Raw genomic sequence first — 2,218 nt, 5'->3', positions numbered from 1 at the left:
CGGGAGCTTCCGGCGCTGCGGCAGACGGAGTCTGTTCAGTTGCTTCTTTAATGCTCAGACGGACACGGCCCTGGCGGTCAACTTCCAGAACCTTAACCGGTACTTCCTGACCCATCTGCAGGTAGTCAGTCACTTTCTCAACGCGCTTGTCAGCGATCTGCGAGATGTGAACCAGACCTTCTTTACCGCCGCCGATGGCAACGAATGCGCCAAAGTCAACGATACGGGTCACTTTACCATTGTAGATGCGGCCAACTTCGATCTCAGCGGTGATCTCTTCGATACGACGGATAGCATGCTGCGCTTTGTCGCCGTCGGTCGCTGCGATCTTCACGGTACCGTCATCTTCGATCTCGATGGTAGTACCGGTCTCTTCGGTCAGGGCACGGATAACAGAACCGCCTTTACCGATAACGTCTTTGATCTTGTCCGGGTTGATCTTGATGGTGTGGATACGCGGTGCGAATTCAGAGATATCGCCGCGCGGCGCGTTAATCGCCTGCTCCATCACGCCCAGGATGTGCAGACGCGCACCTTTAGCCTGGTTCAATGCAACCTGCATGATTTCTTTGGTGATACCTTCAATTTTGATATCCATCTGCAGCGCAGAGATACCGTCGCGGGAACCCGCAACTTTGAAGTCCATATCGCCGAGGTGGTCTTCGTCACCGAGGATGTCAGACAGCACGACGAAGTTGTCGCCTTCTTTCACCAGACCCATTGCGATACCCGCCACAGCGGCTTTTACCGGCACGCCCGCGTCCATCAGCGCCAGAGAGGCGCCGCAGACGGAAGCCATGGAAGAGGAACCGTTAGATTCGGTGATTTCCGATACCACGCGCACGGTGTACGGGAATTCTTCAATAGTCGGCATCACGGCCAGTACGCCGCGCTTCGCCAGACGACCGTGACCGATTTCACGACGCTTCGGAGACCCCACCATGCCAGTTTCGCCTACGGAGTACGGAGGGAAGTTGTAGTGGAACAGGAAGGAGTCGGTGCGCTCGCCCATCAGTTCGTCGATGTTCTGCGCATCGCGTGCGGTACCCAGAGTCGCGGTAACCAGCGCCTGCGTTTCACCACGGGTGAACAGCGCGGAACCGTGAGTACGCGGCAGAACGCCGGTACGAACGTCCAGACCACGGATCATATCTTTTTCACGGCCATCGATACGCGGCTCGCCGGCCAGTACGCGGCTACGAACCACGTTTTTCTCGATGGCGTGCAGGATTTCACCCAGCTCGTTAGCGTCCAGGGTTTCATCTTCAGCAACCAGCGTGGCGATGGTTTCAGATTTGATCACGTCAACCTGAGCGTAACGCTCTTGTTTGTCGGTGATACGGTAAGCATCGCTCAGACGGGATTCAGCCAGCGCAGCCACGCGCGCGTTCAGCGCTTCGTTGACCGCTTCCGGCTGCCAGTCCCAACGCGGTTTACCGGCTTCTTTCACCAGGTCGTTGATGTTCTGAATAACAATCTGCTGCTGCTCGTGGCCGAAGACCACCGCGCCCAGCATCTGGTCTTCGCTCAGCAGTTCCGCTTCGGATTCCACCATCAGCACGGCCGCTTCGGTACCGGCAACCACCAGGTCCAGTTTGCTGGACTTCAGTTCTTCCTGGGTTGGGTTCAGTACGTACTGGTCGTTGATGTAACCCACGCGCGCAGCGCCGATTGGGCCATTGAACGGAATACCAGACAGCGACAGCGCAGCGGAAGCACCAATCATCGCGACGATGTCTGGGTTAACCTGCGGGTTAACGGAAACGACGGTGGCGATAACCTGAACTTCGTTAACGAAGCCTTCCGGGAACAGCGGGCGAACCGGGCGGTCAATCAGACGCGCGATCAGGGTTTCGCCTTCGCTTGGACGGCCTTCACGGCGGAAGAAACCACCCGGGATTTTACCGGCAGCGTAGGTACGCTCCTGGTAGTTAACGGTCAGCGGGAAAAAGTCCTGGCCTGGCTTCGCTTTTTTCTGACCCACAACGGTAACGAATACCGCAGTGTCATCCATGCTAACCATCACAGCGGCCGTTGCCTGGCGCGCCATCATGCCGGTTTCCAGGGTCACGGTATGCTGGCCGTACTGGAATTTACGAACGATCGGATTAAGCAAAATTCTATCCTTTTTATCTATAAATCACGCCATATCCACGACATAGCGTCTATTGACCCGATCTTCTGCATCCTCGCGACTAATGACAACCTTTACCCGCCC

Annotated in this window: 1 protein-coding gene; it reads right to left on the bottom strand. The window is 56.5% G+C overall.

Going from position 1 to position 2,218, the window contains the following annotated elements; translation table 11 throughout:
• On the bottom strand, positions 1-2,116 hold a 2,116-nt coding region (gene pnp, locus HMPREF9538_RS24240; protein ID WP_032456986.1), incomplete at its 3' end, for a polyribonucleotide nucleotidyltransferase.
• Positions 2,117-2,218: the final 102 nt, after the last annotated feature.

It is taken from the genome of Klebsiella sp. MS 92-3, assembly GCF_000195655.1.
Classification (GTDB): domain Bacteria; phylum Pseudomonadota; class Gammaproteobacteria; order Enterobacterales; family Enterobacteriaceae; genus Klebsiella; species Klebsiella pneumoniae.
This window is presented reverse-complemented; position numbering and strand designations above follow the sequence as displayed.